At 40.8% G+C, this 19,894-nt stretch carries 15 protein-coding genes; 12 read left to right on the plus strand and 3 right to left on the minus strand.

The window, feature by feature from the left end; translation table 11 throughout:
* Window positions 1-477 precede the first annotated feature (477 nt).
* The 10 genes from F2B13_RS19310 to F2B13_RS19355 all read left to right on the plus strand — a co-directional run bounded on the left by F2B13_RS19310 (window position 478) and on the right by F2B13_RS19355 (window position 13,273).
* Complete coding sequence (locus tag F2B13_RS19310; RefSeq protein WP_149277674.1) at window positions 478-1,152, plus strand: recombinase family protein; 675 nt, start codon at window positions 478-480, stop codon at window positions 1,150-1,152.
* A gap of 61 nt (window positions 1,153-1,213) precedes the next feature.
* Complete coding sequence (locus F2B13_RS19315) at window positions 1,214-3,583, plus strand: nSTAND3 domain-containing NTPase (protein ID WP_149277673.1); 2,370 nt, start codon at window positions 1,214-1,216, stop codon at window positions 3,581-3,583.
* Window positions 3,584-3,640: 57 nt separating this feature from the next.
* On the plus strand, window positions 3,641-3,856 hold the full coding sequence (locus F2B13_RS19320) for a hypothetical protein (RefSeq protein ID WP_149277672.1): 216 nt from the start codon (window positions 3,641-3,643) through the stop codon (window positions 3,854-3,856).
* A gap of 35 nt (window positions 3,857-3,891) precedes the next feature.
* Window positions 3,892-5,028 carry a serine hydrolase domain-containing protein gene (locus tag F2B13_RS19325; protein ID WP_149277671.1) on the plus strand — a complete coding sequence of 379 codons (1,137 nt, stop codon included), beginning with the start codon at window positions 3,892-3,894 and terminating at the stop codon, window positions 5,026-5,028.
* A 28-nt stretch (window positions 5,029-5,056) separates the two neighbouring features.
* Window positions 5,057-5,692: a hypothetical protein gene (locus F2B13_RS19330; RefSeq protein ID WP_149277670.1), complete on the plus strand. Its 636-nt coding sequence runs from the start codon at window positions 5,057-5,059 to the stop codon at window positions 5,690-5,692.
* 69 nt (window positions 5,693-5,761) lie between these two features.
* Window positions 5,762-6,898 (plus strand): TlpA disulfide reductase family protein, encoded by a 1,137-nt coding sequence (locus F2B13_RS19335; protein WP_149304887.1) that lies wholly within the window; start codon window positions 5,762-5,764, stop codon window positions 6,896-6,898.
* Between the two features lie 202 nt (window positions 6,899-7,100).
* Window positions 7,101-7,433 carry a hypothetical protein gene (locus F2B13_RS19340; RefSeq protein ID WP_149304888.1) on the plus strand — a complete coding sequence of 111 codons (333 nt, stop codon included), beginning with the start codon at window positions 7,101-7,103 and terminating at the stop codon, window positions 7,431-7,433.
* 524 nt (window positions 7,434-7,957) lie between these two features.
* Window positions 7,958-11,056 carry a SusC/RagA family TonB-linked outer membrane protein gene (locus F2B13_RS19345; protein ID WP_149304889.1) on the plus strand — a complete coding sequence of 1,033 codons (3,099 nt, stop codon included), beginning with the start codon at window positions 7,958-7,960 and terminating at the stop codon, window positions 11,054-11,056.
* Between the two features lie 24 nt (window positions 11,057-11,080).
* Window positions 11,081-12,526 carry a RagB/SusD family nutrient uptake outer membrane protein gene (locus F2B13_RS19350; protein WP_149304890.1) on the plus strand — a complete coding sequence of 482 codons (1,446 nt, stop codon included), beginning with the start codon at window positions 11,081-11,083 and terminating at the stop codon, window positions 12,524-12,526.
* 246 nt (window positions 12,527-12,772) lie between these two features.
* Entirely contained in the window at window positions 12,773-13,273 is a 501-nt protein-coding gene (locus F2B13_RS19355) for a hypothetical protein (RefSeq protein ID WP_149304891.1), read from the plus strand.
* 3 nt (window positions 13,274-13,276) lie between these two features.
* Here the strand turns inward: F2B13_RS19355 and F2B13_RS19360 are convergent, their stop codons facing one another.
* Both F2B13_RS19360 and F2B13_RS19365 read right to left on the minus strand, forming a co-directional pair.
* Complete coding sequence (locus F2B13_RS19360) at window positions 13,277-16,576, minus strand: VCBS repeat-containing protein (RefSeq protein ID WP_232625272.1); 3,300 nt, start codon at window positions 16,574-16,576, stop codon at window positions 13,277-13,279.
* 341 nt (window positions 16,577-16,917) lie between these two features.
* Window positions 16,918-17,136, minus strand: a complete 219-nt coding sequence (locus F2B13_RS19365; RefSeq protein WP_149277663.1) for a hypothetical protein — start codon at window positions 17,134-17,136, stop codon at window positions 16,918-16,920.
* A gap of 268 nt (window positions 17,137-17,404) precedes the next feature.
* Here F2B13_RS19365 and F2B13_RS19370 point away from each other — a divergent pair, with 268 nt between their 5' ends.
* Window positions 17,405-17,806, plus strand: a complete 402-nt coding sequence (locus tag F2B13_RS19370; protein ID WP_149304893.1) for a DUF3761 domain-containing protein — start codon at window positions 17,405-17,407, stop codon at window positions 17,804-17,806.
* A 471-nt stretch (window positions 17,807-18,277) separates the two neighbouring features.
* Window positions 18,278-19,174: a class I SAM-dependent methyltransferase gene (locus F2B13_RS19375; protein WP_232623087.1), complete on the plus strand. Its 897-nt coding sequence runs from the start codon at window positions 18,278-18,280 to the stop codon at window positions 19,172-19,174.
* A 269-nt stretch (window positions 19,175-19,443) separates the two neighbouring features.
* Here the strand turns inward: F2B13_RS19375 and F2B13_RS19380 are convergent, their stop codons facing one another.
* A complete protein-coding gene (locus F2B13_RS19380; protein ID WP_149277662.1) occupies window positions 19,444-19,866 on the minus strand; it encodes a hypothetical protein in 423 nt (140 codons plus the stop codon).
* Between the last annotated feature and the right edge of the window lie 28 nt (window positions 19,867-19,894).

Below are 19,894 nucleotides of genomic sequence, written 5' to 3' on the forward strand. Positions count from 1 at the left end.
GCTGTTCCTGTTCAACATAAGCGGGGGGCTCAACATCGGCTATGCCTACGAGACCTCCGTCCAAAACCCGATCAATGGCCTGGACAACAACACCCATGAGCTTTTCATGAGATTGAAAATATAAAATACCTTTGATTAGATGACAGTTGCCCGTTATGCAATTGTAATGTAAAATATAACCAGAGCACTTCCATAAATGGCAGTGCTTTTTATTTTCTAAACTATTTGCTCGAACTGAAAATACTATAAAAATGTCTAATTAAGGGGCCTTTTTTGATGCCATGATTTTTATAGTAAAGGCCCAAATGTGTTCGTTTTATAGTGGTTACGTTAATTCACGTTTTATAGGAGTAAATGGGTTTACTTATTTGACCGTTTTTGTAAACTGTAGTTTTCAAACCTTTTCATTATTTCTAACAAGTTTACTATTCCCGTACACTTTAATAGTTTACCTTACATACGTCTAAATACACCGAAATGACATTTGGCTATGCAAGGGTGAGCACCAAATCTCAAAAGCAAGATCTTCAGGTCGATGCATTTTTGAAAGAAGGCATAAAACCGAAAAATATCTACGCGGATGTCTCCTCCGGTGCAAAAAGTGAGCGCAAAGGTCTGGATGAAATGCTCTCGAAATTAAGGGAGGGTGATACCGTTGTGGTCTGGAAGATGGACCGCATTGCGAGAAGTCTTTCCCATTTGGTCAAGCTAATCGAGGATTTTGAGAAAAGAGGAGTCCACTTTAAGAGCATACAGGAGAACTTTATAGATACCTCTTCTCCGCATGGTCGGTTCCTTTTCAATTTTTTTGCCTCGATTGCCCAACTTGAGCGTGATATCATTATTGAAAGAACACGGGCCGGTCTCGAAAGCTCCCGAAGAAGGGGCGTAAGGCTAGGCCGCCAACCAGGTCTGAGCAAAAAAGCCCAACATAAGGCCATACTAGCGGAAAAATATTATCGTGACAACAAACTGAGCATAGAGGAAATCATGAAACTTATCGATATCGGCTCGAAGCGAACACTCTATAAGTACCTGTCGCACCAGGGCAGAAGGAACTGCAATCAATGCGGAAAGTTGTTTTGGGACAAGGCACAGGATACGGAAAGTGCATTGTGCAAGAAACATTTCGAAAAATCGAAGAAAATATGAATGTTTTTATCAGGCCTGTCGTAAATAGTTTTTCCAAAATCAAAAGAGTGAACACTTGATAATGAAGTATAACCTAGACGAACTACATTGGCAGGAGTTTGAAGTTTTAGCCTTCAAGGTAGTACAAATTTTGGTATCACCTGATACACAGTTTATTGAAGGGGGAAGTGATAAAGGAAGAGATTTCGTCTACGATGGTCGTTCTAAGGACTTTAAAAATGATTGGGCAGGGAAATGGATTTTTCAAGCAAAGCATAAGTCAAAAGATAATAACATACCAACCGCACTTACATCGGACTTAAAACGGGAGTTGGATAAAGTATTTGTTAAAAACAAATTAGAATATGACAACTATATTTTAGTAACTAACAAAACTATAGATGGAACTTTATTTGACCTTCTTAATAATACTTTTCATGAATTCATATCCAAGATGGATATTCGGTGTCATAACTTCTCAATTATTGGTTATCGCCAAATAGAATCCTGTATCGATTATAGTAATGAGCTAAAATGGTCCTATCCCAATATTATAAGTCATCCAAATTTTGCAGTTTTAATAAGGGAAGCCACAAATTATAATCTAGAAACAAGAAAAAGAGCTTGGTTAAATAATATTGAAAAGCATAGAGAAAAATTCGTTTATACCAATTTTTTTCAGAAAGCGTTTGACAAGCTTAATATTTATCCCGCAATAATTCTATCTGGACCACCAAAAAGTGGTAAAACATTCAACGCCGAAATTCTGGCTTTAAATTATAGTGTTTTTAAGGGATTTCAACCAATTCTTATCGACAACGCTGACGAAATTGAAAAAGCATATGAAATTGAAAGGAAACAAGTTTTTATATGCGATGATGCTTTTGGTAAGCATTCGTTATCATACAGAGCAGAAGACTGGTTTCAAAAACTTGAAAGAATTTTCAATTTAGCTGATAGTTCCCATCTTTTCCTATTTACGAGTAGAGAATACATTTTTCGCGCTTTTATAAATTTCGGAAATGAAGAAGCAAAGAGATTATTGGAAAAAATTATTGTAGAATCGCACAACTATTCTGCACAAGAAAAATTATCTATTCTGCATAGGTATACGGAAACCTCAAATATTTCAGAGTTCGATAAAACTCAAATAAGAGGAAGGGAAAAAGAACTCACCAGCCATAAAAACTTCTCACCTGAAACGATTAGAGCTTTTTTTGCAAATATTGATACGGAAAATAACAATGAACAGTTAGAGTTGCTTCGTAAGCATATTGAAAAACCAGATGCGTATTTGTCAGTTGTCTTTTCAAAACTAAATGAGATAAAACAAGCAGCACTTTTAGCAGTATTATGTTCGCCTAAAAACGATGAAAGTTCAATTATTACAAAGTTCGCAACTATTTGTTCCGATTTAGGGATGAATCAAATTTTAGATTCTAGGATAGAAATTGATGAACTTGAGGACAGTATGCTAAAAGTGCTTAAGACCGATAAAATTCAGGAAATTAGTTTTTATCATCCATCGATGCAAGATTTTTTAATCGGTCAATTAATTGTTAATGACACAGGAAAATTGAGAGAAATTGTAATTAAAAACCCAAATCAACAAATATTGGAAATTAGTTTATTAAGGCCCTTTAGAAATTCAATGTTTAAATCCGACAAGAGAAAAATCATTGAACTAAATAAGCATGATGTCCCACAACTTGGTATCGGAATCAAAAGATTAATTAACAATTACGATTTAACAATTAATATAGCAGTATATATTTTTAGTTGGTTCGAACATACTAATCACACTCTAGACCTAAAAATTAATGATGCTCCATTATTTGAAAGTGCAAAAGGCATTGTTACTGATACGTTCAAATCAATACAAAAAAAAGAATTCTACTTTTATCATAAAGAGGATTCATCCTTAACATGGGCCAATTTGTTTTTAACTGTGAAATCTAATTCTATTCACTATGGTTATAACCTTGATGAAAAAAATATTGAGTATTTAAATGAAATTCTGGAATACAAGAAAAATGACAAATATTACTGGAAATTAGTATTTCGTCTTGCAAATTATACATCTGAGGAAGTATTATTAAACACGGTTGGAAAAAACTGGCTAAACGATTTTTACATAAATTTAAAGGAAGATATTTTTGAATTAGGCTATGAATTATATGGTAAAGATTTTCCGGAGTTCAAAAAGTATAAAGCTGAACTGTTGGAAAAGAAACATCCTCAAAAAAGAAAATATAAACCTAACAATTCCTGGTATCCAAGATATTTAAGTATTCATGACCGCATAAGTATACTGAAAGAAATTAAAGGTTTGAAAATCGGATTTAAAATACTTGACCCTCTTATTCTACCATATGATGAAATTAAACAGGTCTCTGATTATGCCAGAAACAGACACAGATTTAATGTAAGCAAAGGATGGTGGTCGAATTAAATATTGACAGTATTTATCTGGTAAAGCAAAGTTCAATTATAGGATTGAATAGTGCGCGTGAAGAAAAAGATTGGCCTAAACAACCTATTGGTCATTTTCATTGTAATTTGGTTTCTTCAGAGTTGTGATTCTGACTCTGATGCAGGCACAAGGATTGAATCGATTGGGGGAGGCCTTCTTCCCGAAAGGCAAGTAGAAGTGCCTTACGATTTTCCAGAAGCTGAACCCTTAGGTACTGGTAAACATGAAAAAGTTTTAAAAACCGATAATTAATACCTTCGAATTTAAACATTCAAAATTTACGGACGATGAACCTTCTAAATACAAGACTTGTTATACTGTTAGCTTGTTTTTTCATAATACTGTCCTGTAGGAAAGATAAGAAAATAAACTATCATTCGTTCGAAACGGAAGTTGAATCTTCATTACCTCTCGATGAGACCGATATTTTGCAACGAATGAAGTACTATAATGTTCCTGGTGTGAGCATTGCCGTTGTAGCTAATGGTCAATTAGATTGGGCCAAAGGCTATGGCATTGCAAATACGAAGAATGGTTATGAAGTTGATGAAAATACACTGTTCCAGGCAGGTTCCATTAGTAAGCCAATTGCCGCAATAGCGGCCTTGCAACTTGCAAGTGAAGGAAAAGTCGAATTGAATTCAGATGTAAATGACTATCTAAAGAATTGGAAAATCAAAGAAAATAACTTTACTGCGACCGAAAAAGTCACTCTCGAAGGATTACTTACCCATACCGCGGGAGCAACGGTCCATGGTTTTCCGGGCTATACGCAAAAAGACTCTTTCCCGACCATAGAAACGGTTTTGAACGGAAAAGGAAATACCGATTCCATTACAATAGATGCGGTTCCCGGTAGTAATTGGAGATATTCAGGTGGTGGGTATACGGTCATGGAAAAAATAGTCGAAGACGTTTCGGGTCTACCCTTAGAGGAATATATGGAAAAGTATGTTCTAAAGCCCATGGGCATGGACAATAGCACATATGCGCAGCCATTGCCAGAAGTTTGGCATAGCTCGGCAAGTGCCGCCTACAACCACAAGGGGGATGTTGTAGAAGGCCTTTGGCACAACTATCCCGAACAGGCAGCTGCAGGGCTATGGACAACTCCCACGGATTTAGCAAAATACTGTATTGAAATTCAGGAGATACTATCTGGAAAAAAGCAAGGCGTACTTGCCAAAAAAATGGTTGAATCAGTGCTGACCAAACATCAGAACAATTGGGGATTAGGAGTTTCTTTGGATGGCGAAGGGGATGCTTTAAAATTTGGCCATGGAGGTAAAAATAAAGGATTTACGAATAATTTGGTAGCTTTTGCCTACAAAGGCAGGGCAGTTATTATCATGACGAATGGCGACAATGGATGGGAACTGATAGAAGAGATTCAGAAATCTATTTTTGAGCATTATCAATGGTAAGTAATTTATTTGAAATTTCAATTAAACTATGACTGAAAAACAATTTTTTAAAATTTTACAAGAAAAGACAGAAACGGTATTTCACCAAAGTGAAGTTTATAAAAAAAATAAAGACAAAAACTGGTTCTATTCGATTTGTAATGGACCGATACTCAGGGATAAACCGATCATCTTTGGATTGAATTGGGGAGTAAGTAATAACCCAAACTACGAAGGTCACAAGGCGCAAAAAACATATCCAGAGACTATTGATACAAATACATGGAAGTTTAAGTCACATGTAAACAGCTATCTGATTAAATATTTTGGATGTTCCTTTGATGAAGTTAATTACAGTAACCAATGCTTTTTTAGAACTCCAAATGAGAGATTTTTAAGTTACCAAGATTGGCGCGACGCACTTCCCTTGTTCAGGGAATATGTGGAGTACATAAACCCACCCTACCTAATTATGTTGGGAAGACCCAGGCACATGAACAATGAGGAGCTTAAAGATTATAGAGAAATTGGGCATTTGCCCGAAGGTTCAAAGAGAAGGTCTTATGTTCGCTTAGGAACCCTGTTTGATAAATACAAGTTTGGCTCGGTTCCACATAGCTCTGCCCATATTTCCCCTGAAACACATGATGCACTTTGGAAAATATTAGAAGAAAAGTTCAAATAAATGATTAAAATGGTATTGCCCCCAAGAAGTGTACGTACCGGTTTGTTCATCCATTAGTTACCCAATATAATGAAGAACATATTTTCTCTAATATCATTTTTGGGTGTTTTTGCAGTCCTAAACTCCTGTGCAAAAGAATCAACCGGATTTGAAATTTCCGCGAATGTGACCGGATTTTCCAACAATTCCAAGGTTACGGTCTCCGACGCGACAAGCGGAAAAATACTTGATTCCACTAGGTTGACGGAAAACTCTTTTAGGCTGAAGGGCCACCTGGAAGAACCACCGAACAACTTGATTCTCTCGGTAGTCCCGGATAAAGGAAAATTTGGTGCCTATTCCACAATTTTCATCGGTAACGAGAAGGTGTCGGTAGAAGCCGACAGTACCGAATTTCGATATGGCCTTAAGCTCACAGGCTCATCCTTCCATAACTTCAAATCAAGATTCGACGAAAGAATAAATCCACTGGAAAAGAAAAGAAACCAAAGACTACAGGAAATGTTCTCGCTACGTCAGGAAGGCAAGTGGAACGATAGCCTCCAAACAGCATTTTGGGGCGAAAACGGCCTTATAACGGAACTGGACGAACAAACCTTGATGGAGACCAAGGACTTCATAGAACAAAATACCGATTCGTACTATGCACTTTATCAGTTGGTATTGAACAAGACCGTGCTGTCCCGAACTTTTATAAACGAGCAGATCAATAAACTAAGCGACGACCTGAAAGGCACAAAGTACGTCAGAGTGCTTAAGGCATATCAACAAAGCGGGCCCTTAGAAAAAAATGATAGGTTTTACGACTTCAGCGCGGAGAATCAACTTGGGGGGACCGTCAAGTTTTCCGATTTTTTTGATAAAAAAGACTATGTTCTACTGGAATTCTATTCCCCTTATTGTAGCTGGTGTACCAAGGCATTGCCCGAGATAAAAAAGTTGGAGGAATCGGAAAGGAATAGATTGGATGTCATAACTTTTAGCGTCGACAGGAACAAGGAGGACTGGCTTGAGGATTACAGGTCGAAAGAAAAGGACTGGACAAGTCTATGGAGCGCTGAAGGACGATATGGCGATGCTTTTACAACATATGGAGTCCATGGCACACCAACTTATTTCCTTTTCAACAAAGATGGAACTCTATTGAACAAATGGAGAGGATATGATGAAACGACCATGGATCAAATCAGAAGCCTGATAAAATAATATTGGGTAACTAAACGAGTAAGCGGTGTTATCGGATTTCTATGCTGGAAAATCGAACAATCAATATCCGCATAACTAATGAATATTTCATTTCTAAAAATCTCATTTTATTTAAAGGCCATTATAAAAGTTTAAAAAAAGGATGAAAAGGTCAGTAGCCCTTTTTTGGTGCCTAACTATTCTTGTATTGAACCAAGGTTGTTTGGATTTAAGTGAATGCCCTGAAGAGGTTACTGGAAAATATGTTTGTAACAATGATCCAATTGCCACAAATTATTTGAAACTAAATAAGGATGGTTCATTTTTACACTATTATAGTAAAGGTGACAAAATTATTACTGACACAGGAAAATGGGATAAAAGTGATAATGGTTTCTGTGAAATTGAATTCAGCAATTGGAAGAGCTTCAATGAATTAGAGTTAGATTTTGAAAACTATGGAAGTGGTATATTGTTTGTCAAAGGAAAATCTCTGGATATAACCCCGGATGGTGAATCTAATACAAGCTTCACAAAGGATGACTCAACAAATTAAAAAGTTCAAATAAACGATAGAAATAGGGTGCCATTACATACAATGGAACGATCATATGTAAATTCTGATTACCCACAAGAGGTCATGACAATTACCCTAGTAGTGTCATCCCTGAACCATACCCCAGGGCCATTTGTTTTAAAAGATGGGGGCGCTCTATCCCCATTAAATCGGTCGCCATTTTAAGGGAATTGTGGCATTGTTGCCACATGTCTGCCACATTGAACGATGCTATGATTTATATCTAACATGATAAATACTCAAGAAAATTGTAAAACACCTACAATGACAAAATTAAAATCTGCCCAAGTAGTTATTATTTGTTTTAATTTTTCATATTTGAAACTATATTTGACAACATAACGGTATATTGACACGTATAATACGTTAATATTACATTATTGTGGTTATTTGTCCCCCTCTTAGAGGAACCGAATGGTTCAATTGATCGATCTGTTCCTTCAAGATGTGAAATTTAATATTGATTTTGACTTATTTCTAACTGATTGCAACCAAACGTAAGTATGATGAAACAAAGAGTACAAGGCATTGGGTATAAGATGGCCATGCTGCTGTTCTTGTCATTGGCGCCAATGATAAAAGGCCATGGCATGGCCTTTTATCATGAAAATGGCCATGAATTCCAAGAAAGAACCATAACAGGTCAAATCTTTGACGACAGTGGTCTACCCTTATCAGGGGCCTCCGTTCAATTGAAAGGAACGACAAATGGGGTCACGGCCGATTTCGATGGCAACTTTACTATCGACGTTCCCAATAGCGAAGCCGTATTGATCATATCCTATATAGGATTCAAGACACAGGAGATTACCGTTGGTGATCGATCCTTCATAAAAATTGAGATGCAGACCGATGCCACCCAGTTGGAAGATGTGGTGGTCGTGGGTTATGGTACCCAAGAAAAAACCAAGATTACGGGATCTGTGGCATCCGTAAGTGGCGAAGCCATTGAAAATGTTCCTGTACCGGGGGTGTCACAAGCGCTACAAGGCCGGGCAGCAGGCGTAAACGTGATACGGAACGGTGGCGCACCTGGGCAAGAAGGAAAAATTAGGATAAGAGGTACGGGAACGGTAAACAATTCCGATCCATTGGTGGTCATTGATGGGGTTCCTGCAGGAAGTATCGATGACATCAATCCCAACGATATCGAATCAGTTGAGGTGCTTAAAGATGCTTCCACATCCGCCATTTACGGACTGCGCGCTGCCAATGGTGTGGTTCTGGTAACGACCAAAAAAGGGCGACACAACCAAAAATTATCGGTCACTTTAAATGCCTACACGGGGTTTTCCAATGCCATAAAACTTTTGGAGGTCTTAGAGGCTCCTGATCTTGTTGCCCTAAAGAAGGAACGCTACACAAACGATGGCATTGCTGGCGATCCCATCTGGGATGACCCCTACTATGCAGTGCAGCGTACCAACTGGCAAGATGAACTGTTGGGAACAGGAATGACCAACAATATCGACTTTAGTATTACGGGTGGATCCGAGAAATCGGCGTATTCCATATCTGGTGGTTACTTCAAAGAAGACGGTATGATGAAGAGCTCCTATTATAGGAGGATCAATTTCAGGATCAATTCCGACCATAAATTGACCAAATGGCTCACTTTTGGTGAAAATATGCAGTTGACGCGTAGGAACGGCAATTTTTTGAATACAAATTCCGCCCAAAGCGGCATACTTTGGTCGGCAATACGTTTTAACCCTGCCCTACCCGTCATAAATGATGATGGCAGCTACAGTTCTTCCCAGGTCAGTACTGAATTTGGTGACATCAATAATCCCATTTTCACAGTCGATACCAATGACAGCGAAAATACTACCACCCGTTTGCTGGGGAACATATTTACGGAGCTCAACATTTTGGAAGGGTTGAAGTTCAGGGCCAATTTTGCAGTGGACGGCATCGTTAAAGACGATTATGGATTTGGAATTCAAGTGACCGATCAAATCCGGCAAAACTCGGTCAACTCATTAGGAAGAAGATATGAAGAATCGTATTCATTGCTCAGCGAATACTATTTCACTTATCAAAAGACCTTTGCCGAAAACCATAATTTTAAATTTGTCGGTGGCTATACCACACAATCCTTTAAAACCGATTGGTTCTTTGCTTCAAAAGGTAATTTCTCTAATGAGGACGAAGCGCAACGTGTGTTTAATTCGGGGGAAACCTTGCTAGGTATCGACGGCAATAGAGAAACAATCAAACTGGCCTCTTTTTTCGGAAGGCTCAATTACGATTATTTGGGAAGGTACCTGTTCTCGGCCGTTTTCAGAAGGGATGGCAGTTCCCGTTTTTCACAAGAGAACCGTTGGGGAAATTTTCCGGCCTTTTCCGCCGGTTGGAGAATTTCCCAAGAGCCTTGGTTTGAAAGTTCGCTTATCGATAACTTAAAGCTGACCGGTAGTTGGGGTCATTTAGGAAACCAGAATGTTGACCCTTTTCAATACTTGGCCTTGATCAATACAAACCGCAGGTATTCGCTGGGAGGAGAGCAGGTCACAGGGGCCAGCCTTTCGAGAATTCCCAACTTGAACATTGGTTGGGAAACTTCCGAAATGACCGATATAGGCCTAGAACTCGGTATGTTGGACTATAAGATAACCGCTAAATTGGGCTATTTTATCAAAGATACCAAAGACATGTTATTGGCACCTGCCTCATTGGCCTCTTTAGGAACCGCCACAATACCGGATCAGAATATAGGTGCCGTAAGGAACAATGGTCTTGAATTCGAGGTCGGCTATAACAATTCATTCGGTGATTTTAACCTAAACCTTTCGGCCAACGCATCCTTTATCAACAACGAGGTACTTGATCTGGGTGATACCGGCTTTCTACAGAGCCAGTTTTATGGCAGGCCCAATCAAGAGATCAGCAGAACTCTCGAAGGCAGTTCCATTGGTACGTTCTATGGGTGGAGAACCGACGGTCTTTACCAAAATACAACAGAGATCGACAACGACCCGAACATTGCCAGTGACGAAAGAAGAGCCAATGGCTTAATACAGCCTGGCGATGTACGCTTTGTAGATTTGAACGGAGATGGTCAGATCGATAGTGACGACAGGGAGATCATCGGTGACCCCATTCCCGATGTGAACTATGGACTCAATGTTAGTCTGGGCTATAAGAATTTCGACTTTAACCTGTTTTTCCTCGGAGAAGCCGGCGTAGACATCTATAACGCCGATCGTATGCAGGGTCTAGATCCTACTTATCCTTTCAATATGTATGCCGAAGCATTGGACCGTTGGCATGGTGGGGGCACCAGTAACAGTATTCCGAGGATGTCGACCAATAGGAATAACCTGAACCATAGGACCTCAGATCTTTTTGTGGAAAACGGGAGCTTTTTCAGGTTGAAGAACCTTTCGCTTGGATATTCGCTACCCAATGAGGTGCTCAACTCCATCGGAATAGCAAAATGTAGAATCTATGTTACGGGACAAAATGTGTTCACCGTTACCGACTATTCAGGTATGGATCCCGAAATGGGTTATATCGACGGTAACCTACAGAAGAACGTGGACTATGCCCGATACCCCCAGGCCAGAACTTTTACCTTAGGTACAACCATCAAATTCTAACCTAAAAAACAAAATTTTCAAAAAATGAAAAAGTCTATATTTCTTTTGTCCATATCGCTGCTGGTCTTTGCGGCATGTTCCGATGATTATTTGGATACGACACCCAACGGACAAGCGACCTCCGCGCAGTTTTGGAGAAATGGTGACGACGCCGTGTCAGCGGCCAATGCCTTGTACGAACCCATGATCGATGAGGAATTCTATGGCCACAGTGAGCAGACCTTTGAAATCTGTTCTGATGATTTTTACCGGGCCGGTGACCACGGCGAGGACCAGGCCATTGAAGATTTTACTTTTGATGCCGACAACTCCCAACTTCGCCACAGCTACAAATTTAAATATGAGATCATTAACCGGGCCCATGCCATTTTGATCAATGTGCCCGATATAGAAATGGATCAGAATTTGAAAAACCAGGTTTTGGGCGAGGCATATTTTATGCGTGGATTTGCGCGCTGGAGACAGCATGTCATTTATGGATCCTTGCCCATTATTACAGAGGAGAACTATATCAACAATGAATTCAACCAACCAAAACCGACCGTGGCAGAGTTTCAAGCGGCCATTGAAGCCGATTGGCTAATGGCGGCCGATTTATTACCGGCCAACTATTCGGGAGTCGATGTCGGTCGCCCTACCAGTGGGACGGTCAACGGTTTCTTGGCCAAATTTTACCTATATGTGGATGATTTTGATAATGCCATAACCTATGGAGAAAAGGTGCTCAACGGCCCTTATCCTCTTGCGGAAAGTTTTGCGGACAATTTTACTATTGCCACCGAGAACAACCCCGAGGTACTGTTCGCCGTTCAATCGCTAGACAATTGGAAAACCCAAGACTATATGATCTATACCACTCCAAGGCCATGGGGCGGGTGGGATTTCCATGAGCCCATCCAAGATCTGGTCGACGAGTACGAGACCGACGATCCCCGCTTGGATGCTTCCATCTTTAAACCTGGTGACATGGTGGATATCGGGGGCGACGACGGTGTTCAAGAATATACCGCTGACTTATCGAGCACGGGCTACCATTTTAGAAAATTCGCCTCATGGCGTGAATCGGGAGGCCTCAACGGCGACCAGAACATTCCTATCTTGCGCTCTGCCGATGTCTACTTGTTGGTGGCCGAGGCCAAGATCCGAAGGGATGGTGCCGGTGCCGGAGATACCGAACTGAATGCGGTACGAACCAGGGCCTTGGGTGAGGGCGCGGCCATTTCAGGAGCCGATATGGATGATCTGATCCACGAACGTCGCGTTGAACTGGCCGGCGAAAACCAGCGTTTTGCTGACCTGAAACGTTGGGACAAGGCGGGAATCATAGACTTAGTGGCACATTTCCAAATCGACAGGGGCCAATTTAAACCCTCCCGTACCTTTATGAAGCCAAAGCACTACTATTTTGCCGTCCCTCAACGTGAAATTGATCTATCAAACGGCGTAATCGAACAAAATGAAGGATATTGATCATAAGATCCATTTAAGACAACTTTCCAAGATTTTAAGAATAAAAGGGGCAACCATTGTAGTTGCCCCTTTTATTTAGCAACATATTTTAAATGAAGTGGTTTAAACTTTTTGAATTGAAGCGAAAATTAATGGTCTTGTGCCTAGATTAAAGCAATTTTGAGCTACGTAGCAGCGCTAATGGGCAAGCTCTGAATTAATATATTGAATGATTTTTGGATAAATTAGCCACTTATAATATTTCATATGAAATTCTATAAAAAACAGGTCCCATCCTTGCCCCTTAATCTGATGATATTGGGTGCTTTCATTTTGTTTGGGTCTTGCAAAAAATATCCCAAACAACGTAATTTGATAGGTGCCTGGAAAATAGATTCCACTTACACCTATTATAATGGCTTTACTTATACACAAAAAGAAGAAGGTGCCGATTGGGCCACTTACGTCTATGATAAAGACGGAATTATGCAGGAAATAAAATATGGCTCTTTTCAAAGTTACCATTATTCGATAAAAGAGCATAGCGATACCCTGCTACTCAAAGCGACACAAGGAGACAAAATTTCCGAGTTTAAAGTGTTGGGGCTCACAAAAGAGCGAATGATCTTGAGAAAAGATAAAAGTCCCCTTTTCTCGGGAAACAATCAAAAGCGCTATGAAATTCGTTATTATTCGCGAACACAACCGCCAAAAGAAAATCTTATCCCCTTTAAAGATCCCAGAAAAAACACGGTTAATGAGAAGTGATGCCTAAGGTTGCTCTGTGGCTTTAGAGAAAGAGAAAACGAGCAATGGGCCATTATTTTGAGCGGCCAGAACACTTGGTTTTCCAGAACCTGTTTCTATGAGATCAAGATCCCTACCTTCACCGTCCATATAAAAACCAGATTCCTGCACGGATCGGGCAACAAAGCCATTGTTCCCTTTACCGCAGAGCAACAACCCATTAAAGGCATCCAGATAGCCAACAAAAGGGGTTTGAGCGGTAGAGTTTCCAGACAATAGAATATCCATTATCCCGTCTTGATCAAAATCAAAAACCAAAATGCCGTTAATAGGCGCCCATTGGGCTTCGCTGGGCAGTGGGTGCACTTTATACGTACCATCGATGTTCTCTATCCATGAAGTGGCAAAAGTATTGATGTCGATTCTTTGAGCACCCGTTTCGTTCGGAATGATATCCTCCCATCTGGAACCAGCAAAGCTTTTGTAATCCTGAAACCTTCTTTTAAAAGGTTGTAGCGAGCCCAAAAAGTCGTTCCTAAAATTAAGAGGGACCTGCTTACCCTGTAGATTATGGGAGATTAAAAAATCTTGGACACCATTTTGATCAAAATCGGACATATGGAGCGAAAAAGGATGTTCCCGATCGGAACGGTACGGGGTATTGAGCCCTAGGTTGCCGACGACCAGATCGAGATCATCATCCCCGTCAAGATCCGCAAGGGCCATTTTATTCCACCATCCTACCGTATCGCCCAATAATATTTCATTGGTGGCATCGTTCAAATGATGTCCTTGTTCGTTTTTTAAAAGGGTAAGGGGCAGCCATTCACCACAGATCCATAAATCGGGAAATCCATCATCATCCATGTCGGCCCAGTGTGCATCAGCGATAATCCCTAGGCGTTTCAATCCGGGTGACACCTCATCGGTGACATCTACAAAGGTTCCTGATCGGTTCTCCAAAACATAACTCCTTGAAATACCATAATGTTCGGGTTCAACGTACCCCCCCACAAAAAGATCCATATCGCCATCCTGGTCATAATCCGCAGCGGCTACAGAAGATGTGCTATTGATCATTGAAGGCAAAAGATCGGTACGGTCAGCAAAAACCCCATGTCCGTCATTGAGGTATAGGCGATCTTGGTAACGGTGGGAACCTTCGGGGTATTCGGCGCTCCCGCTTGTAACATACAAATCCAGGTCGCCATCCCCGTCAGCATCAAAAAAGGTCGATCCCAAATCTTCACTTTCACGCCCCGATGGTAGTTTTTTTCCCTCAAAACCACCTTCTCTTTTTTGGATAAAGAGCATACCTGGTTCGTTCTTCGCTCCCCCGATAAAGAAATCATCCAGACCATTGTTGTCTACATCGCCAACACTGATATCAGGACCTTTTTGGGAATAGCCGTGAGAAAGGATCGGCAATTGGTCAAAATCACAATAATAAGCATCCTTATGTTTGTACTTAACCAGGTCGGTCGCATAAAAAACAGTTTCGCCGTTCTCACATTGTGGTACTTTTGTTGGTTTATGGTTGGGATGATAATCCATTTTCAGCAATTGGTCGGTATCAGGGTGCAAGACCGTTTGCCGTGTTCCATCGGGCCATTGAACCTGCAGCGAATCGACAGGGTCACCGCCCAAGCCGAAATGCACGATTGGTTCCACGGAAGATTGAAACCCTCGTACCGGGTACATTTCCTGGTATTGCACCCTTTCTTGTTGAAAGAGTGTAATTTTAGCGCCAAAGCCATTGTTGTTCGGAGATTTATGGTTCAGTTTGATCCTTAGGTAATTATTCTTTTGTAAGCGTCGCAAGGTGTTCTCATAGACGAATGCCTTGTCATAGGAATTGTTTACAATGTAATCGAGATCGCCATCATTGTCGAGGTCGGCCACGGCGGCACCATGCGAAAAGCTGTTCTGAACGAACCCCCAGGAACCCGATACATTCTCGAAGGTAAGGTCTCCTTTATTCTTGTAGGCAAAATTGGGTAGATAAGCCCCATCTATATTCTCCAATTCTTGAGCGAGTTCCGCCAAAAGGGCATCGTTAAAGGAAGAGCCTTTGAGTACCTTGTTAGCTTTATAGGAAACAAAATCCATATTGGTGATATCCCTAGGATATCCGTTGGTGATTAGTAGATCTTTTAATCCATCATTATCGACATCCGCAAAAAGGGGGCTCCAACTCCAGTCGGTACTTTCGATTCCGGCAAAATGTCCGATTTCACTGAAGGGAATCTGTTTTTGGTCTAAACGGCCAAGGTTCTTTTGCAAGGAATTTCTCATAAATTGGGGAAAGTAGCCATTCTCAAGTTCCGATCGAAACCGATTATGATTAATAGATCCGATCATTTCGGCCCGCCTTTTTTGATCGGGCGGCAACATATCCAACGCTATGATATCCAATAGGCCATCGTTGTTATAATCGGATATATCACATCCCATGGACGAATAACTGGTATGCTTAAATAAAACCGGTGCCACATCGGTAAAAGTTCCATCGCCATTGTTATGATACAACAAGTCGTTGGAAAGATAGTCGTTGGAAACATAAACATCGGGCCAACCATCTTGGTCGTAATCTCCGATGGCAAGTCCGAGGCCATAGCCTTCCTTTAGGATTCCGGCCTGTGCCGATACATCGACAAAAAACCCATCATCGTTGCGATAAAGCTTGTCGGTATTGATCATTTGGCCCTGGTTACGTTTGGGCCGTATGACATTCGGACCCGTGCGATCGGTCATATTGTTGAGCAAATAGGCATCGAGATCGCCATCACGGTCAAAATCAAAAAAAGCGGCCTGGGTGGTATGTGCATCATCATCCAGTCCATAGTCGGCGGCTTTTTCGGAAAAAGTAAGGTCCCCATTATTGATATACAACATGTTCTTTCGTTGTACAGCGCCATAGGGTCCTGAAAAGCAAAGATATAAATCCATTAGACCGTCGGCATTGATATCGACCATTGAAACCCCCGTACCCCATTTTCCATGGTCTTCGATTCCAGAAGAGATGGTTATATCTTCAAACTTAAAATCTCCTTTGTTCAGATACAGTTTGCCAGAAACCATATTACCCGAAAAATAAATATCGGTCAGCCCGTCATTATTGATGTCGCCGACAGCCACCCCCGCACCATTGTAAAAATATTCAAAACTGATAACATTCAACTTGGTACTGGGATACAGTATATTGGAAAAATCGATCCCTGTCGATTCAGCTGAATGTAATTGGAACAAATAGCCGAGTTCAACATTCTCCCTATTTTCTTTGGAACATCCCAGAACCACAAAAATAAAGAGCAGCCCTTTCATAAAAAACATCTTTTTATTTCTCGATCGAACCAACATAGTGTGTAAAGCTAATAATCAATCTCATCCCATTTATATCCACGTCGTTAAATTTTACAAATAAGCCCATGGATACCCGCTTTGTAAGTCTTCGAACGAATGTTGACGGACCCTGCCCAAAATTAAGTTATAGTTTCAATATTTGTTTTTGATGCGCTTTCTCCTTTTGAGCATTGTTTTCTTTTTAATCAATTCTCTTTGTTTCAAAATTCTTTCTCCCTCCCAAAATATACATATGACGGGGTCAGGTTGTTCTGGGACTAGCGGTATCTTCTGTTTGGCAAATCGCATGTGCTTCCTCCATTTTACCCTAAGCCATTCGTACTTTTTTGAGCACACGGTTCCGGAACAGAAGCTCGGCCACAGTTTCCTTGAGCTGGGAGCTCTGGCCTGCAGATGCAGGATTCCGATTCTTCGCCTTTGAGCCCTTCCAGTACGATACTGATTTTTTCCTCGGCGGAGAACTTCCGCCTTATTTTTCTCTTGATGTCCTTTACGATTGATCCCGTGTTCTTACTTGTCATTTTAAGTGATTTAAATGGTTAATGAATCCATCTTCAAGGCTATAGCCTTGAAGATAACAAAACCATCACTTATCTTTAGACCAAGTTCAGTCCACTTTTGGTTGAAGATTTACAGTTTTCTTAAATCAGGATTTACTGATTATAATGTAAGATAATGTTAAAACTAGTAAGGGCCATATTTTTGATGGTTGCAATCGGTGCAAACCTTGGTCATTCCCAATCGCCAAATATTTCTGCTCTGGAGAGCCAAAGGACAACTATCCAGAAAATGATTCGTGCATATCAAGATACCCTGGCAGATCTTGATTTTATGATCTCGGAGTTAGAAACGGGCAACGCTGTGGACGTATCCGAAGTTACTTTTTACAATAAAACAAAGAATAAAAAAACGAACAGCACTGATAGGCTAAGATCCAACAACCGGAATAATGAAATAGCCGATACAAAACATTCAGGAACAAATCCAGAGCGTGTTATATCCAAAAATGTATCCAAGGTTAATATAAGGCGAACGACAAACTCTTTTTCCACCACACCTCGACCTAGGACTCAAACCAAGGTATATAGGAGAAGAGTAGGCGCAATCTGTAGGGATGGTACGCGGTCATATGCTACAGGAAGAGGGGCTTGTTCACATCATGGGGGCGTAAGGAACTGGCTCGTGCAGTAAAGATTTCAGGAAACCGTAGTTAAGAATAGGAGCTATCTATTTGTCCATACCCCATAAATTTCAAATAATTGTTAAACCAATAAATTAAAAAGTATGGGAATTAAACCTGGTCCAAAAAGAATAGCCAAATCGACAGGAAAACCGGACAGACGACAACGGGATAACAAGAGCACCCCCAGCAATACACCATCGTTAAAGCCGCACAAGCATAAGAAAGGGGATTGAGCGCTTTACATTGCGGCATAATACCGTTGTCCTAAAAGGATAAGCTGATGATCTTTTCAGTTATTCATCTTATTTCCTACTTTTAGAGCCTGTTTACTGATCTTCAAATACAATTTTTGTCTTCTCGGAAGATACTCCTCTAAACGGGGCGAACATAACAATGGGTTACCCACAATCCATTGTGACGGGATAACTATGTTCGTTTTTTTATAAATCACATCATTTAGTATACATCAAAAAAGGTCGATGTTCAACACGGCCTCTTTTCGCAGAATCGAGCTATTATTCTGCCGAAAAGGTAATTCCTGTAATGAAATGGGCAAAAAACGATTGATAAGCAAACAAATAGAATTTTTTTATACAAGGGCTTCGGAAGAAACAAGACTTGACAAAGGTATGGGGGTCTTCGAGTTCGCCAGGATAAAGACTCTCATTGAAAAATATCTTACACCTTCTTCGGCCAAAATAGTTGATGTCGGTGGCGGACCGGGCAAATATTCCGAATGGCTTGCGAGAAAAGGCCATAGTGTCTCTTTGGTGGATCCTGTACCCAAACACATTGAATTGGCAAAACGAAGGGCGGGTGCCCTTAAAAATAAGTTTCATGCTCGGTTGGGCGAGGCCCGTAACCTCGATTATCCGGATAATTTGGCCGATTTGGTAATCCTCCACGGCCCTCTGTACCATTTACAGAACAAAGAGGATAGGGAGAAGGCCATAGCCGAGGCCAAAAGGGTGATCAGGCCGGGAGGAATCGTATTGGGATTTTCCATTAATTATACGGCGTCTACCTTGGTGGGACTGTTACAGGGGCTCATACATCGCGAAGCATTTTTTAAGATGTGCACGGAGGAACTGACCACGGGCTTCCACAATCCGCCCGATGATTTCCCGTGGCTTCTTGTGGAAGCTTACTATCATCGGCCGGAAGAACTGAAAGAAGAGTTCGAAGGTCAGGGCCTCAAATGCCTGAACATCCATGCCGTTGAAGGCATGGCCTGGTTGGACAAGGATTATTTCTCCAATATGTCGGGAGAAAAGAGTAAAAGGACACTTCTGGAACTGATAGAGATTACCGAGAACGACATGAATCTTTTATCTTTCAGTCCGCACATGATGATTGCGTCAAGAAAAGATGGATAGATCGACTCTGGGTTTGCGTCATTCTTGAGCTGCAAAAATTTTTAGGTAGTCATAAGGGGTTTAGAATGAATCCGGTTCTTCATTTTAAAGAATGACGAGGATAACTAAACAAATTTTAATATTATGAAATTACAGGCGATTCCGAGAATATATGTTGACCCCTATGTTGTCCCTTTTAAAAATAAAAAATCCGTAACATGTTCTATTTGAATTAGTTACGGATTGTTTAAGTGGTCCCACCTGAACTTTTTGCAGCTAAATTAATTTTATTATAAATAGACCAAATTACCTGTCAGCACATCATAATAGGGATTTCGTCCCATGTTATCCCTTTTAAGGTTCCTTATCAACAAATACCTTGATTTGAGCAAAGCCTTGAGTTCCTGGATATCCTTTTTGGTCGCAGGCCTGTTCTCCTCGGCGGTCAACAGTCTTTTGGCGACCTCCGCCACGGCCACGCCCGTAGCAGCATTGCCGACCCCTGCCAAGGACATCCTTTCCGGCGGGTTTGGTATTTTGTTATTTTGCGGCACTTCGCTTTTAGGGCCCGGAACATCCTTGATCAATTGCCCAATCCCTTTCTTCTTTCTCCAGTTTAGGCTGCGGCACGAATTACTGCAAAACTTTTGCGCCCCTCTTCGTGTCGGAAGGTATTCATCGCCACAGTACGAACAGATTTCCTTTTTTTTCATGATTATACGTCAAATGAACGTTTAATTT

The sequence above is a fragment of the Pareuzebyella sediminis genome (assembly GCF_008367235.1).
Lineage (GTDB): Bacteria > Bacteroidota > Bacteroidia > Flavobacteriales > Flavobacteriaceae > Pareuzebyella > Pareuzebyella sediminis.

Coding starts and splice junctions, on each gene's coding strand:
- F2B13_RS19310 (WP_149277674.1), top strand. CDS start 478: ATGACATTTGGCTATGCAAGGGTGAGCACCAAATCTCAAAAGCAAGAT.
- F2B13_RS19315 (WP_149277673.1), top strand. CDS start 1,214: ATGAAGTATAACCTAGACGAACTACATTGGCAGGAGTTTGAAGTTTTA.
- F2B13_RS19325 (WP_149277671.1), top strand. CDS start 3,892: ATGAACCTTCTAAATACAAGACTTGTTATACTGTTAGCTTGTTTTTTC.
- F2B13_RS19330 (WP_149277670.1), top strand. CDS start 5,057: ATGACTGAAAAACAATTTTTTAAAATTTTACAAGAAAAGACAGAAACG.
- F2B13_RS19335 (WP_149304887.1), top strand. CDS start 5,762: ATGAAGAACATATTTTCTCTAATATCATTTTTGGGTGTTTTTGCAGTC.
- F2B13_RS19345 (WP_149304889.1), top strand. CDS start 7,958: ATGATGAAACAAAGAGTACAAGGCATTGGGTATAAGATGGCCATGCTG.
- F2B13_RS19350 (WP_149304890.1), top strand. CDS start 11,081: ATGAAAAAGTCTATATTTCTTTTGTCCATATCGCTGCTGGTCTTTGCG.
- F2B13_RS19355 (WP_149304891.1), top strand. CDS start 12,773: ATGAAATTCTATAAAAAACAGGTCCCATCCTTGCCCCTTAATCTGATG.
- F2B13_RS19360 (WP_232625272.1), bottom strand. CDS start 16,576: ATGAAAGGGCTGCTCTTTATTTTTGTGGTTCTGGGATGTTCCAAAGAA.
- F2B13_RS19365 (WP_149277663.1), bottom strand. CDS start 17,136: ATGACAAGTAAGAACACGGGATCAATCGTAAAGGACATCAAGAGAAAA.
- F2B13_RS19370 (WP_149304893.1), top strand. CDS start 17,405: ATGATTCGTGCATATCAAGATACCCTGGCAGATCTTGATTTTATGATC.
- F2B13_RS19375 (WP_232623087.1), top strand. CDS start 18,278: ATGTTCAACACGGCCTCTTTTCGCAGAATCGAGCTATTATTCTGCCGA.
- F2B13_RS19380 (WP_149277662.1), bottom strand. CDS start 19,866: ATGAAAAAAAAGGAAATCTGTTCGTACTGTGGCGATGAATACCTTCCG.